Genomic DNA, 12,804 nt, shown 5'->3' with positions numbered 1-12,804 from the left:
GAGGTAATGGGGTGATGAGATGATGAGATGATGAGATGACACTTCTTCTCGAAAAACGATGGAGTATCATCTCCCCGGTTGCGGAAATCTCAAATCTCGTCGCCGAACACCTCTCGAACAGCGGGATGGACGATTTTGTGGTGTTTGACGTTGACGCCTTGGGCTAAAGCCGAATCGCGATCGAGCGCCTCGGTTCCCCAGTCGGCCAGTTTGAGAACGTAGGGTAAGGTGCTGTTGTTCAAGGCTTGCGTCGCGGTCCAAGGAACCGCCCCCGGCATATTGGGGACGGCGTAGTGTAAGACGCCATCGACTTCGTAGATGGGCTGGGTGTGAGAGGTGGGGCGAACGGTTTCGATACATCCCCCCTGGTCGACGGCGACATCGACAATGACCGATCCGGGGTGCATTTGAGACACCAGTTCCCGAGAGACGAGAACGGGGGGTTTGCGCCCCAAAACCAGAACGGCACCGATAACGAGGTCTGCTTGGCGCACGGCGGCTTCGATTTGGGCGGAATTGCTATAGAGAAGTTCGACGCGGGAACCGAAAAGGGTTTCTAGGTAGGAGAGGCGATCGAGATCGATGTCGAAAATTTGCACTCGCGCCCCCAATCCTACCGCCATGCGAGCGGCTTCTGTGCCGACGATACCGCCGCCGAGGACCACTGCGTTTCCAGGCGGGACGCCGGGAACGCCGCCGAGGAGAACGCCCCGTCCTCCTTGTTGGCGTTCGAGGAAGCGGGCGCCGAACTGTACGGAAAGCCGTCCGGCGATGATACTCATGGGGGTGAGGAGGGGAAGTCGGCCGTTGGGGAGTCGGACGGTTTCGTAGGCGATCGCCAGGGTTCCCGATTTGACCAAGGCTTCAGTTAGGGAGCGATCGGCGGCTAGGTGTAAATAGGTAAAGAGGATGCGATCGCTCGTTAAAAAGCGGTATTCGTCTGGCAGCGGCTCTTTGACTTTCACCACCATTTCGCGATCCCAAGCGGCGACGGGGGAGGAGACGACTTCCCCCCCAGCTTTGAGATAGTCTTCGTCGGTAAAGCCCGATCCGAGTCCTGCACCCGTTTCGACGAACACTTGATGTCCGCGTTCGTGTAAAACCCGCACGCTTTGCGGACTCAAGCCCACTCGAAATTCTCGGTCTTTGATTTCCTTGGGAACGCCAATTTCCATGGATGAGTATTCGCGCTAACTAGATTTTCTTTAATTTTGCTTTAATTTTAACTTTTGAAGAAAATCCTAAATTGAAATGACAGTACGAATTAGCGGACGCAATCAATTACGGGGACGAGTCACGGAAATTGAGTACGGGGATATTTTGGTTCACGTGACGGTACAGGTGGGGGATAATTTAGTCGATGCGGTGATTACTCGTCGCTCTGCCGAACGACTGCAACTCCAACTCGGGGACGAGGTGACGGCGTTGATTAAAGCCACGGAAGTGATGGTGGTTAAAGAACTCGACGATCGCACTTAAGGTTTTCGGGAGGGGCAAGGAGGCTTCCGGCTTCGCTCTGAGGCGGGCGACTGCTGCAATGGCGCTTGTCCGCTAACATAGAAGGCGATCGATCTCTATACTCTTGTCGTCATTATTTAACGTTAATGAGCCAACCTCCCAAACCTTCCGTTACGCCCAACCTCAGCGAACCGAAATTCGGGTTCAACGAATACGCCGAACGACTCAACGGTCGCGCGGCGATGGTCGGGTTCGTGGCTGCACTGGCGATCGAATATCTGTCCGGTCAAGGTTTACTTGCTTGGTTGGGCTTGATCTAAGATCGAGATCGGGGGAGGGCGTCCCGCCTGCCCTCGATCGCCGAACTTCGACCGTTTCCCCCCCCCTGCGACCGAAACGCCGTTCGAGCTGGGTGTTTTCTCCGGTGTCTCTCCCCGTTGGCGGGAATGGGATAGCTAGGGGAAGCCGCGATATCGCGATCGATCGCGTTCGGTACGTTACGACAGAAGGAAAAACTCATGAATGCTGCTTGGCATCGAATTGTTAAATCGATTTATCGTAAAGAACCTATCTCGAGCTTCGTTCTGACGGTGGGCGCTGTAGACGCCGCCCTCGGCGGGTTGGGCGGAAGCGGATCGCTGCTGGTGTTCGGCATGGGAACCATCGGCGTCGCTGTCGCCCTGCGGTGGTGGCAAATTCAACGAGTCCAAGACCGACAACCCGAAACCGCTGCCGAATACTATCTGCCGCCGAGTCGTTCCGAGCAACCCCTCCCTCGTTTGACCAGCCATTCACGTCGCCGCTGACCAGAGGAGCTTCCGGAGAGGGGGAATCGGACATCAAAGAAGATTTTCAATTCAAATACATGCTTTGTAGTATTTGTCAAGAATTTTCTTGTAAAGTTTCTCGAAGTTCCCCAAGAGAAGAGGCGAGGGTTCTTGAAATCGACAGATGAAGATATAGTGATAGAATAAGACTTGTGAACTCAACAGAGTTTTCACGCTTCCCTCTACACCCTTCACTAAATACCGTGCCACTCCCCGATCGACGACCCAAACAACTCTCGCTCGGTCCTTTGGAAGCCGAGGTTTTAGATATTCTGTACGCCCTGGGTTCGGCGACTGTCAAAGAGGTGCGCGATCGCCTCTTAGCCGATCCCGATCGCGAGCTGGCCTATGCTTCAGTGACGACGGTACTGCGTCGGCTGACGAAGAAAGGCTGGCTCGAATGCGACAAGCGCGATCGCGCCTTTCGCTGGACGCCCGTGTTATCGCGGCAGGAAGCGCAAATGCTGCAATCCCACGATCGCCTGAAACAGTTTCTCGATATTAGCAATCCCGACGTGGTAGCGGCATTCGCCGACAGCCTCGACGGAGAACGCCTCGAACGCCTCGAAGCCATCGCCGCCCGCATTGAATCGATGCGTCAGGCGCGGGGGGCAGAGACCTAATGCACTTTTTAATGGTTTTAGCTGCCGTTCTCGGGAGCTTAACCTTTCGCTGCTGTTACGATCGCCTAGAGATTACCGGATACCGCGAACGCTGGTACGCGGCGCTGGCGCAACTGGTGTTTCCGCCGCTGTTACTGATCTCCACCGCGTTGGCGGTCGTCTGTATGGGAACCGAAGGCGAAATGGTCTGGGCGAAAACGGCTCACTTGAGTTACGGCATTTCGTCCAGTTTCCTGGGGATCGCCCTCGGATTGTTAATCTTGTCCGCAGCCAGCGCCTCCAAACAAACGCAGTCGCTGCGACGCTACCCCAAACAGCAAATTCTCGGGATGTCCTGTCGCCTGTTCGAGTGCGATATTCCCTTCAGCGCCGTCGTGGGATTGTGGAAACCGGAACTGGCGGTGGGACGGGGATTGCTCGATCGATTGGACGAAACCCGCCTCAAAGCCGTTCTCGCCCACGAACAAGCCCATCTGTACTATCGCGATACCTTTTGGTTTTTCTGGTTGGGTTGGTTGAAACGGCTGACCCGGTGGTTGCCGAAAACCGAAGCCGTTTGGCAAGAATTGCTGCTGCTGCGAGAAATTCGGGCCGATCGCTGGGCGGCGCAACAGGTCGATGGTTTGCTCCTGGCAGAGTCCCTGTTAACCGTAGCGAAAGCCCCATTTCAACCTTTACCTTGTGACGATTTCGGCGATCGATCCGACGTGAGTGCGGCCTTGAGTTGCGACGCCCCTCGCAGTCGCTTAGAAGAACGCATCGAGGCGCTGTTAGAAGACACACCGCCGATTCCTAACTGGCAACCCTGTCTGTGTCAGTGGTTGGCGTTGGCGTTCGTGCCGATGTCGATCGTGCCGTTTCATTATTAAATCTTAAATACAGAAATCCCTCAGAAATAGAGAAAATGGATAGAGAATTAGGATACCCTGATTCTCTATTCTTGCTTTTTGGCATCTTCAACTCGCATCTCGCATTTCGCTGTTCATGGCTGTCGATTTTCGCAACCGAAACACCATTTGGGCGTCCGTCGCCGTCGAAACCCTGGCCAAACTGGGTTTACAAACGGCGGTGATTTGTCCGGGGTCTCGATCGACCCCCCTCACTACCGCCTTCGCCGCCCACCCGGATCTCGAAGCGATTCCCGTACTCGACGAGCGATCGGCGGCCTTTTTCGCCCTGGGACTGGCCAAACGCACCCGACGCGCCACGGCGTTAGTCTGTACTTCCGGAACAGCGGCGGCGAACTTCTATCCCGCCGTGGTAGAGGCGCGAGAAAGCCGAGTGCCGTTGTTGGTCTTCACTGCCGATCGACCGCCGGAACTGCGCCACTGTCAAGCGGGACAAGCCATCGACCAACTGAAACTGTACGGCCACTATCCCACTTGGCAAACGGAACTGGCACTGCCGGAACTGAAGGTTTCGCAGTTGCACTACCTGCGTCAGACGATCGCCTACGCCTGGGAACGGACGCGGTTTCCCGTAGCCGGGGCGGTTCACCTCAACTGTCCGTTCCGCGACCCCCTGCCCCCCCTTCCCGAACCGGAGGCGCAGGCGTTCGCCTCTAAATTTCCCGAGGACTTTTTCGAGGGCTTGACGCCTCGAGACGGGGGATTTTTCCAGGCGTCGGCGAGGGATCTCGATCGCGCCTTTTCCGCGTGGCATCGCAGCGATCGCGGTCTGATCGTGGCCGGCGTCGCCCAACCCGCCAACCCTGAAGCCTACTGTCAAGCGGTGGCGCATTTCGCGAAAACCCTGGGATTTCCCGTTTTGGCGGAGGGACTGTCGCCGCTGCGGAATTATGCGTCTCTCAATCCCCATCTCGTCTCCACTTACGACTTACTGTTGAGAGATGCAGAACGGGCGAAAACCCTGGTGCCGGAGGTGGTGGTGCAATTGGGAGATTTGCCCACGAGTAAAGTCTTGCGGGAGTGGTTGGCGGCGGTGCAGCCACAGGTGTGGGTAGTCGATGACAGCGATCGAAACCTCGATCCTCTCCACGGAAACACCACTGTGTTACGGGTGTCCGTCGAACGGTTGCCGATTCCCGATCCCGTGGTGCCGCCGGGAGCGTCGGAGTTCTGTCGGGAGTGGTGTCAGGCGGATGCCGAGATGCGCCAGCGGATCGATCGCCGCTTTAGCGACACCGAGGATCTCGTGGAACCGAAGTTAGTTTGGACGCTTTCTCAGATATTGCCCCCAGCGACGCGATTGTTTGTGGCCAACAGTATGCCCGTGCGGGATTTAGAGTGGTTTTGGCAACCGAGCGATCGCCGAATCCGGGTGTGGTGCAATCGCGGCGCCAACGGCATTGACGGAGCCCTCTCGAGTGCTTTCGGTGTGGCGTGGAACGCTCGCGCCGTCTTGCTGACGGGAGATTTGGCACTGTTTCACGATACCAACGGCTTTTTATTGCGGCAGCGGTTTCGCGGTCATTTAACGGTGGTGTTAGTCAACAATCAGGGGGGCGGAATTTTTGAGATGCTCCCGATTTCCAAGTTCGATCCGCCCTTTGAAGCGTTTTTCGCCACGCCCCAGTCGGTGGACGTACCGTCGCTGTGTCGCGCTTACGGCGTCCAATACGAAGCGGTGGAGTCGTGGCAACACTTAACCTGCAACTTGAAAAAACTCCCCAAAACGGGAGTTCGCCTGTTGGAACTGAAAACCGATCGAAAAGTCGATGCGGCCTGGCGACAACGGCTGTTCGATACCGTTGCCAAGGGTGACACAGCGGTTTAACCGCGACCTTGTAATAGGTTGAACTGACAGAGCAAACTGACATTTTCCGGCGTGAGCAGTTTTTGCATTTCCGAAACTTGGTTGAGAAGCGAGATTTCGCGAGAAAACTCTTCTTCAAGGATTTGTAGGTATCGATCGCGGGCTTCGGGGGTATTCTTGGTTTGTAACATCGTCAAGGCCACTTTAATATTGGACATGGGACGACGCAGTTCCCGATCGAGGTTTTCCATCAAGCCGTCTTTGGCGTTGAGAAACTGTTGCAGGCGCGTCAGTTCGTCCGAGAGATGCGCCATGCGATCGAGCAGCGAGTCTTGTTTCTTAAACCGCGTTTCCAGCGCCCGTAAGAGTTCGTCTGCATCGAAGGGTTTGACGAGGTAATCGTCCGCCCCTAGTTCGATACCCTGTCGCATATCCGAGCGATCGGTTTTCGCCGTGAGAAAAATGAACGGAATCAGGGCGGTTTCTCGATCGGCTTGTAGTGTTTTTAAAACCCCGTAGCCGTCGAGTTCTGGCATCATGATATCGCAGACAATCAAGTCGGGATGTTCGGCACGAGCCCGGTCGATTCCTTCGTAACCGTTGGCGGCTCCAATGGCTTCAAAACCCTCTGCTTTAAGGATTTTGAGAATGTTTTTTTGTAAGATGTGTTCGTCTTCGATAACCAGAATTTTTTTCATCGTTCGTTAGAAAACGTCGATTGTAACTATTTTAGCGGCAGTTTAAGGACGCTACAAGAGTAAAGCCCTTGTATTGTACCATTGAGGAAATTTTCAGATTTTATTTAACTTTAAGTTTTTTAAAGCTAAGGAAAGGAGATAGACCAACTAACCGAGGGGAAAGGATTTGTCAGGGAAAAGTTAACAGTTGACAGTTTTTGACGTTCAGTGGTGCAGAAAACTTTTCGAGATTGGGGATTGACAAAATTCATATTATATGTATTTAAGTTGGAGCCAGATCCCCGGCATCTCCAAGATGCCGGGGATCTCCGGCAGCCATTTACCGATTTGAGATTTTTGGGCCAACCCTTTAATACGGCGATATCTTTTCTAACAAGGGTTTCAGGACTTTTCTGCACCACTAAGCTTCATCTCCTCATCCCCTCATCTCTTCATCCCCTTGACGTAGGGGAAGCGAAACGGTCACTTGGGTTCCCCGTCCCGATTCGCTATCGACCTCGATGGTTCCGCCGTGTAAATCGATACAGCGTTTAACGATGGCTAAACCGAGTCCCGTTCCGGGGATCGTCCCGACGTTTTTAGCGCGGTGGAAGGACTCGAACAGACGAGAAATATCTTCGCTGGGAATTCCAATACCGCGATCTTCAATCTCGAAGCGAACCCAATCCTCGTTTGAGATGACTGTAAAGCGAACGGGAGCTTCAGAAGGGGAGTATTTAAAGGCGTTAGAAAGTAAATTCGACAAAATCTGTCGCAAGAGCTTTTCGTCCGCTTGAATGACGAGGGGAGGCGCGGGAAGTTCCTGTCGAAAGGCGCGATCGCGACCGATGCTGTTGCTCAGTTGGGCGGTCAGACGTTGGCAAAAGTCTATCAGTTCCAGTTTGCCGGGATTGAAGTTGAGGGTTCCCGCTTCGCTTTTAGCAAAGGTGAGAACGTCGTCGAGGAGTTCCGTCATGTGGCGGACGGACGACTGAATTTGATCGAGTTGTTCGAGTTGTTCTTCCCGACTCCATTCGTAGCGGTGTAGCAGTTGCGCGGAGGATTGAATCACTGCTAGAGGGGTGCGGAATTCGTGAGAAGTCATGGAGACGAAGCGAGATTTGAGATCGATGAGTTCCCGCTCTTTTTCGATGGCTTTGATGACTTCGGCTTCAGCCCGTTTGCGTTCGGTGATGTCCTGTCCGAAGCTGATGGTGGTGTTGTCGGAGAGGCGGACGGTCGCCCAAGACATTTCCAGTTGGTGGCCGTCGCGACGATGTACGGTGAAGTCTTGCCAACCGGGAGAGGCGGCACGCACGTATTCGAGGGCTTGTTGTCGATAGTCGGGATCGGGATAACAGGCGGCGAAGAGGTCGATTGTTTGGGCTTCGGCGAGGGACCAACCAAGGGTTTCTTCGAAGCAACGGTTGATGAGTTGGGGGGTTTCGTCGGGGTCGAGGAAGCAAATGGCGACGGGGATTCGATCGACGATGGTTTGGAAGATTTCCGTTTGTTGTTTGAGGGCGGCTTCGGCTTGTTTTCGATCGCTGATATCTTGCACGACGGCGACGAAGTAGGGATCGACGCTCGGGAGCGGTCCGTATTCAGTTTCGGAGGTATCCTGAACGATCGAAATCGTGACGTTGGTCCACACGAGGGAACCGTCAGCTTTTTGGTAGCGTTTTTCTAAAGAACGGGTAGGCGCTCGATCGTTCAGCAAGTCATGCATGGCCTGGCGGGTCATTTCGAGATCCTCGGCGTAAGTCATTTCCAGACAGCCGGTTTGTGCCAGTTCGTCACTGCTGTAACCGAGGATATCGCAGAGCTTCTGATTGACGAACTGCCAGCGTCCTTGTAAGTTCACTTGGGCGACGCCCACGGCCATCTGCTCGAAGAGCGATCGAAACTTGGCTTCGCTGCGTTGCAAGGCCACGGTACGCTCGGCAACTTTGATTTCGAGTTCTTGGTTGAGCTGCCGCAGGGCTTCTTCAGCCTGTTTGCGAACGGTGATGTCTTGGGCGATGCCGACGATTTGCTCGGGGATGCCCTCGTCGGTGCGGTTGAGGATGGTTTCGCGGCTGTGAATCCAACGCCAATCGCCGTCGGCGCCCCGCACGCGAAATTCACTATCGAGAACTTGGCCTTCAACGACTTCGGCGAAGCGTTCTCTCTGTTGGCTGAGACAGTGGATATCGTCGGGGTGGACGATGATCGAGAGGAATTGCGAGGACATCGCTTGAATGCGTTCGGGGCTGTAGCCGAGGAGTTGGGTGACTTGGCGGTTGACGTAGACGTTGCGTTCGGCAATCAGATCGTAGACGTAAAGAACGTCTGGGGTGGCGTCGGCGATTTGTTGGACGAGACGCTGTTGTTGTTGTAGGGCGATTTCGAACTGTTTGCGTTCGGTGATGTCGATGCCGACGGTGACGGCGGCGCGACCGCGATCGTATTTTTGGGCGACGACGAGGTATTGACGCAGGGTCTCGCCGATGGGGGTGTCGATGACGCGGCCGCAGGTTTGGGCGTCGCTGTCGAGGAACTGTCGCACGAAGTTGGAAAATTGGTTGTTGCTGCCTTGGAAGCCGACGTCCCGACCGGCGAAGTCTTGGGGGTCGAGGCCGTAGGCGGTGGCCAGGTGGCGGTTGACCCCTTGGTAGCGGCCGTCACTGCCTATCCAAGAGACGAATCCGGGGATGGCGTCGAGGACGGCTCTCATGCGATCGTTGGTTTGTTGGAGGTCTTGTTGGGTTTGTTGGCGTTTGCGAATTTCAGCCCGTAGGATTTCGTTGGTGCTGCGAAGTTGGGCGGTGCGGGCTTCGACGCGACGCTCGAGTTCGTCGGCCAGGGTTTTGATGGCGTCTTCGGCTTGTTTGCGAGCGGTGATGTCTCGGGTGACCCAGAGAACGGATCGATCGCCGGTCGGGTTGGCGTTGCGGGCGACCCAGACCACGGAGCTTTGGGCGATGGGAGAGATGCGAGCTTCGAACCAGAGGGGGGCTTCCTCGTCGTCGGGAAGGTTGTACTCGAAGCGGACGGTTTGATGGGTTTCGAGGGCTTGGCGGATTTGTGCGGTGAAGTTTTCGGCGTAGCCTTCTTCAAAGAAGCAGGAGATGGTGCGATCGATCCACAGGCTCACATCGGGATCGACGGGATCGGGGCTGGGAAGTCCCACTTCAAAGCGATCGCCGTCGAGTTCGATTTCGAGGACGATGTCCTGCATCGCCGCCAGGATCGTCCGTAGTTGGGAGTAACTGGTGGCGAGTTTTTCTTGCAAGAGTTCTTGTTCGGCGGTTTCTCGATCGATGCGCTCTTGGAGTTCCGTGACGTGCTGTTTGAAGTCTGCTGCTTCTCGCAGCAGGGCGTTTTTGGAAAGGCTTCCCACGAGGCGATCGCTGTTGTCGAGGACGGGAAGGGTTTGTAGGGGCGTGTTCTCGAACCAGCGGCTGAGGGTGTCCCATGCTGGCAATTGGCACTCTCGGACTCGGGGGAACGTCCGCACCATGACTTCGCCGACCGCTTGGGTTCGATCGAATTCGGGATTTTTAACCAGATGTAAGAGTTGGCTTTCCCCAAAAGCTCCGACGAGCTGATGGTTCTCGCAGACGAACAGGGTGGTTTGACAGCGTTCGGAGAGTCGATCGATCGCTTCGGATAGGGGAGTATCTGGCGTCAGCGTTGGGGGGGGGCACTCGATGGCTTGGCGGATCGCACGATCGAACATGGTGGGGGGTTTCAAGGTGAGAGGACGGTTCGAGATGGAGTGAGAACATAGCATTATTTTAATTCTCCGTATTTACACGCATAGCTTAAACCTTATATTTACTTAGAAAAAGTTCCGCGATATCGACAATTTTCAAATGTTTTTTTTACGAATACACTGATAGATATACAGGAAGAAACATGAAGCATTTTTAAAAGTTTAACACGACTTTAAAAGCTTCTATATGTTTCTTAAAAAAAGTTGATTTTCCGCAAACAGATCGGCATTTAATTTTACAATCCCTCGATTTCGAGAGGTTTGGCGGAGTTTGAAGTAAGTTCGAGGTGTGGGAATGTCTCAAGCAAAACCATCTACAAACCGACGGTTAGTCGAAGCCATCGCCCAGATTTACAAAACTCGAAAAACGGGTAGACTCTCGATTGCTGAAAACCAGCGCCGTTGGTATTTATATTTCGAGAGCGGTCGTCTCACCTACGCCATCGATCCCGTTCATCGTGTCAGACGTTGGTATCGCGCCCTCGAACGCTACTGTCCCGAAGCCTCGGAAGCGTTACAGACCCCGTCGGGGCGGGGGGAATTGTGGGAATACGACTGTTTGCAAGAAGCTCTGCTCGAGGACCGGGTCACCCTGTCCCAAGCTCGAGACATTTTATATACCAGCGCTCGGGAAGTATTCCTGTCGTTGCAAGACCTCGGGGAAGTCAACTTCCGTTGGAAAGACAAAACCCTTCACAACGAGACGCTGCTTTTGCCCCTGTCCCTGTCGGCGTTGGAACTCAAACAACTGCTGCGAGACGTACAGGCGTTGGCTCGGCAGTGGCAGGCTTTGGGACTGCGCCCCCAAGATGCCAATCGCGCTCCTCGACTCGATCGTAATTGTCGCACTCCCGGTTCTGCCTTTTCCAACCTCCTGCAAAGCTTCGACGGACAACATACCGTTTGGGACTTGTTGGTACGCCTCGATTCTTCTATGTCCGTGGTGACTCGCCTGCTGAGCCACTTTCTCGAACAGGGCGTTTTGACCTGGAAAGATCTCAAAGACGTTCCCCTACAACAAAGACAGCCAGCGCGGATTCCCACCATCGCCTGTTTGGACGACAGCTCGCAACTTCACAGCCACCTCGGACAGATCCTGTCCCAAGCAGGCTATCGCTTCCAAGGCTTTCAAGACCCTGTAGAAGCCGTTCCGGCCATCATTCAACAAAAACCAGACTTGCTGTTCCTCGACCTCGTAATGCCTGTGGTAAACGGCTACGAAGTCTGCGCTCAACTGCGTCGCGTGTCGGCATTGCAATCGATGCCCATCGTGATTTTAACCGGTCGAGATGGGTTGGTCGATCGCCTGCGGGCGCGGATGGTTGGCGCTTCGGATTTTATCGCCAAACCCGTCTCCCAATCCGAGGTACTGTCAACAGTCCTCAAACATCTATCGAACGCCAACGACGAAGTTTCCCATTCGATTTCTTCCTCGTTCGCTCAAGTGAGGTTTGCATAATGTACCAACGCCAATCCTTCCCACCTCAATCCTTCCAATGCCAATCGTTCCCACCCAAATTGTGGAGTCGATCGCCGACCGAGTTCAATTTTCGGGTCTCTACCCCAGGAACTCCCATGAAACCTCCGATCTCGTATAAACTCATTGTCCTTCCCGACAGTGTATTAACTCGGAGTTTGCTCGTACAACAGGATTTTCGTCCGGTTCCCATCGCGCCGCAATTTCTGTATCGGGAACTCGAAGGTGTCCGGGGGATTCAAATCGCCGAGCGACTCGAATCGATTCCTCTTCCCAGTCGCGAAGCCTCACAATATATTGTGACCGATCGCTCCTTCCAAACCAGTAACTTACTGTTTGAATTTCTAAACGCTCAACCGTTAAGTTTGTTTCGGGCAGATAATCCTTATGATTGGTTTCCCTCTCTCCTTGAAGAAAAATCTTTATTTTTCAACTATCAACCCATTTTCGATTTAGAACTCGCCGAGATCGTCGGACACGAATGTTTTGCTCGAGCGACCTCGGCGACGGGAACTTGCTTGAACGGTCGTCAACTCCTCGAGGCGGCAACGGTTACGGGACTGACGCCGCAATTTGACGATTTGGTTCGGACGCTGTGTTTGCCGACGATCGCGCAGTTTCCCAAATATCAAACTTTTTTTATTAACGTTTCTCCGGTTACGTTAGTCCGGCAGCCTCAGTTTCTCTCCGATACCTACACCCTGACGCGGGAGTTGAACTTACCGACGACGAATCTCTTTTTCGAGTTTTCTGAAGCGGAGTTGTTACGACAACCCGAACGAGTGAGAAATGCGATCGCTCAATTACGGGAATGGGGCTTTGGCATTTCGATCGATGATTTTCGTGGGGATTTACTCGCCGATCGCCGCTTGCAAGAGATCTATCCTAACGCTATCAAATTTGAAGGGGAGCAGGTTCGCCGCAGTCGCCGCGATCGCGACGCCTACGCCTCTCTCTCTCGCACGATCGAGACGGCTGACAACTTGGGTATCGCCACCATCGCCAAAAGTTTAGAAATTCCCGCCGATCTCACCTATTGCCGCCAATTAGGAATCGATTTCGGACAGGGTTTCCTGTTAGGACGCCCAACTCCTACAGTTAACAGTTAACAGTTAACAGTGAACAGTGAACCGTGAGCTGTTTCACTGCATCCCCTCATCTCCTCATCTCCTCATCTCCTCATCTCCTCATCTCCTCATCTCCTCATCCCCTCATCTCCTCATCTCCTCAACGAAATTGTTGTCCAAGTTGCAATCAGTTCGAGGAATTC

General features: G+C 54.1%; 11 protein-coding genes. 8 read left to right on the top strand and 3 right to left on the bottom strand.

Annotation, left to right across the window (positions count from 1 at the left end; genetic code table 11):
* Positions 1 to 89: 89 nt before the first annotated feature.
* Entirely contained in the window at positions 90 to 1,175 is a 1,086-nt protein-coding gene (gene ald / locus ACP5D4_RS03125) for an alanine dehydrogenase (RefSeq protein ID WP_428010164.1), read from the bottom strand.
* 76 nt (positions 1,176 to 1,251) lie between these two features.
* On the opposite strand from ald, the gene ACP5D4_RS03120 reads away from it, so the two are divergent.
* The 6 genes from ACP5D4_RS03120 (at position 1,252) to menD (ending at position 5,644) form a co-directional block, all read left to right on the top strand.
* The gene (locus ACP5D4_RS03120) at positions 1,252 to 1,479 is read left to right on the top strand and encodes a TOBE domain-containing protein (protein WP_428010163.1); all 228 of its coding nucleotides are present in this window, start codon (positions 1,252 to 1,254) and stop codon (positions 1,477 to 1,479) included.
* A 125-nt stretch (positions 1,480 to 1,604) separates the two neighbouring features.
* The gene (locus ACP5D4_RS03115) at positions 1,605 to 1,778 is read left to right on the top strand and encodes a chlorophyll a/b-binding protein (protein WP_428010162.1); all 174 of its coding nucleotides are present in this window, start codon (positions 1,605 to 1,607) and stop codon (positions 1,776 to 1,778) included.
* A 198-nt stretch (positions 1,779 to 1,976) separates the two neighbouring features.
* The gene (locus tag ACP5D4_RS03110) at positions 1,977 to 2,264 is read left to right on the top strand and encodes a hypothetical protein (protein ID WP_428010161.1); all 288 of its coding nucleotides are present in this window, start codon (positions 1,977 to 1,979) and stop codon (positions 2,262 to 2,264) included.
* A 224-nt stretch (positions 2,265 to 2,488) separates the two neighbouring features.
* Positions 2,489 to 2,908 (top strand): BlaI/MecI/CopY family transcriptional regulator, encoded by a 420-nt coding sequence (locus ACP5D4_RS03105; protein WP_428010160.1) that lies wholly within the window; start codon positions 2,489 to 2,491, stop codon positions 2,906 to 2,908.
* Positions 2,908 to 3,777 (top strand): M56 family metallopeptidase, encoded by an 870-nt coding sequence (locus ACP5D4_RS03100; protein WP_428010159.1) that lies wholly within the window; start codon positions 2,908 to 2,910, stop codon positions 3,775 to 3,777. The genes ACP5D4_RS03105 and ACP5D4_RS03100 overlap by 1 nt, the downstream gene beginning before the upstream one ends.
* 115 nt (positions 3,778 to 3,892) lie before the next feature.
* Positions 3,893 to 5,644, top strand: a complete 1,752-nt coding sequence (menD, locus tag ACP5D4_RS03095) for a 2-succinyl-5-enolpyruvyl-6-hydroxy-3-cyclohexene-1-carboxylic-acid synthase (protein WP_428010158.1) — start codon at positions 3,893 to 3,895, stop codon at positions 5,642 to 5,644.
* Here menD and ACP5D4_RS03090 read toward each other — a convergent pair.
* Both ACP5D4_RS03090 and ACP5D4_RS03085 read right to left on the bottom strand, forming a co-directional pair.
* Positions 5,641 to 6,321 (bottom strand): response regulator, encoded by a 681-nt coding sequence (locus ACP5D4_RS03090; RefSeq protein WP_428010157.1) that lies wholly within the window; start codon positions 6,319 to 6,321, stop codon positions 5,641 to 5,643. The genes menD and ACP5D4_RS03090 overlap by 4 nt on opposite strands.
* Positions 6,322 to 6,736: 415 nt before the next feature.
* Positions 6,737 to 10,075 (bottom strand): PAS domain S-box protein, encoded by a 3,339-nt coding sequence (locus tag ACP5D4_RS03085; protein WP_428010156.1) that lies wholly within the window; start codon positions 10,073 to 10,075, stop codon positions 6,737 to 6,739.
* A gap of 277 nt (positions 10,076 to 10,352) precedes the next feature.
* Here ACP5D4_RS03085 and ACP5D4_RS03080 point away from each other — a divergent pair, with 277 nt between their 5' ends.
* Positions 10,353 to 11,516, top strand: a complete 1,164-nt coding sequence (locus tag ACP5D4_RS03080; RefSeq protein ID WP_428010155.1) for a response regulator — start codon at positions 10,353 to 10,355, stop codon at positions 11,514 to 11,516.
* Positions 11,517 to 11,632: 116 nt separating this feature from the next.
* Entirely contained in the window at positions 11,633 to 12,643 is a 1,011-nt protein-coding gene (locus ACP5D4_RS03075) for an EAL domain-containing protein (protein ID WP_428010154.1), read from the top strand.
* Positions 12,644 to 12,804: the final 161 nt, after the last annotated feature.

Origin of the sequence: Baaleninema sp. (assembly GCF_049974805.1) — a bacterium.
Classification (GTDB): domain Bacteria; phylum Cyanobacteriota; class Cyanobacteriia; order Cyanobacteriales; family Geitlerinemataceae; genus Baaleninema.
The sequence above is the reverse complement of the archived record's forward strand: the minus strand, read 5'-3'. Positions and strand labels throughout refer to the sequence as shown.

What these genes read in the sequence shown, in the direction of transcription:
- ald (WP_428010164.1), bottom strand. Translation starts at nt 1,175, where the DNA reads ATGGAAATTGGCGTTCCCAAGGAAATCAAAGACCGAGAATTTCGAGTG.
- ACP5D4_RS03120 (WP_428010163.1), top strand. Translation starts at nt 1,252, where the DNA reads ATGACAGTACGAATTAGCGGACGCAATCAATTACGGGGACGAGTCACG.
- ACP5D4_RS03115 (WP_428010162.1), top strand. Translation starts at nt 1,605, where the DNA reads ATGAGCCAACCTCCCAAACCTTCCGTTACGCCCAACCTCAGCGAACCG.
- ACP5D4_RS03110 (WP_428010161.1), top strand. Translation starts at nt 1,977, where the DNA reads ATGAATGCTGCTTGGCATCGAATTGTTAAATCGATTTATCGTAAAGAA.
- ACP5D4_RS03100 (WP_428010159.1), top strand. Translation starts at nt 2,908, where the DNA reads ATGCACTTTTTAATGGTTTTAGCTGCCGTTCTCGGGAGCTTAACCTTT.
- menD (WP_428010158.1), top strand. Translation starts at nt 3,893, where the DNA reads ATGGCTGTCGATTTTCGCAACCGAAACACCATTTGGGCGTCCGTCGCC.
- ACP5D4_RS03090 (WP_428010157.1), bottom strand. Translation starts at nt 6,321, where the DNA reads ATGAAAAAAATTCTGGTTATCGAAGACGAACACATCTTACAAAAAAAC.
- ACP5D4_RS03085 (WP_428010156.1), bottom strand. Translation starts at nt 10,075, where the DNA reads ATGCTATGTTCTCACTCCATCTCGAACCGTCCTCTCACCTTGAAACCC.
- ACP5D4_RS03080 (WP_428010155.1), top strand. Translation starts at nt 10,353, where the DNA reads ATGTCTCAAGCAAAACCATCTACAAACCGACGGTTAGTCGAAGCCATC.
- ACP5D4_RS03075 (WP_428010154.1), top strand. Translation starts at nt 11,633, where the DNA reads ATGAAACCTCCGATCTCGTATAAACTCATTGTCCTTCCCGACAGTGTA.